This window comes from Robertmurraya sp. DFI.2.37 (genome assembly GCF_029211245.1).
Taxonomy (GTDB): Bacteria; Bacillota; Bacilli; order Bacillales; family Cytobacillaceae; genus Robertmurraya; species Robertmurraya methanolica_A.
The window spans coordinates 1-780 of the sequence record NZ_JARGEJ010000153.1; the positions used below are offsets into that span (position 1 = coordinate 1).

Below are 780 nucleotides of genomic sequence, written 5' to 3' on the forward strand. Positions count from 1 at the left end.
TCCTCACGTACCTATTATGTACGCTCCGGTGCTCGTTCGGTCGCTTCCTTGATCTGCTTGCTTCTCGAAACCCTCTTGTTCGGTTTTCAATACACCAACACAACTTTGTGTGATTTCTTGAAACCCTTGCGGTTTACTCTATAAATAAATCAATAGAGAGAAAAACTAAAATGGCGATTACTCGGTAATTTCTTGGTTCTTCTTCATTTTCATTATCTAGTTTTCAAGGTACAATGTTGCAATCTGAAGATTGCATATGACTTAATTTAAAAAATTCGCTTTTAAAAAGAGAATGGAGAACCCATTTTCACTTCTTTTGCGAAAAATTAAGGAAGAATATTTTTACTTCACTTCGTTACGTAAAAAATTCTTGGTGGAGCCTAGCGGGATCGAACCGCTGACCTCCTGCGTGCAAGGCAGGCGCTCTCCCAGCTGAGCTAAGGCCCCATTATAATAGGATGGTGGGCCTAAATGGACTCGAACCATCGACCTCACGCTTATCAGGCGTGCGCTCTAACCAGCTGAGCTATAGGCCCATATAATGAGAAATATCGTATTTAATTAGAGAGATTACACTCTCAAAACTAAACAAATCATATCGTCAACGAGGTTTTTGATTGCTCAAAATAACCTCTATCTGTTGAAGCATCTAATGCTTCCTCATATTCCTTAGAAAGGAGGTGATCCAGCCGCACCTTCCGATACGGCTACCTTGTTACGACTTCACCCCAATCATCTGTCCCACCTTAGGCGGCTGGCTCCAAAAGGTTACCCCACCGA

The 780-nt window shown here is 42.1% G+C and carries 2 tRNA genes and 1 rRNA gene; all 3 read right to left on the reverse strand.

Annotated features, from left to right (window positions below):
• Nucleotides 1-371: 371 nt before the first annotated feature.
• Nucleotides 372-447, reverse strand: a tRNA-Ala gene (locus PZE06_RS25840).
• A 12-nt stretch (nucleotides 448-459) separates the two neighbouring features.
• Nucleotides 460-536, reverse strand: a tRNA-Ile gene (locus PZE06_RS25845).
• Between the two features lie 137 nt (nucleotides 537-673).
• Nucleotides 674-780, reverse strand: a 16S ribosomal RNA gene (locus PZE06_RS25850); the annotation flags it as partial.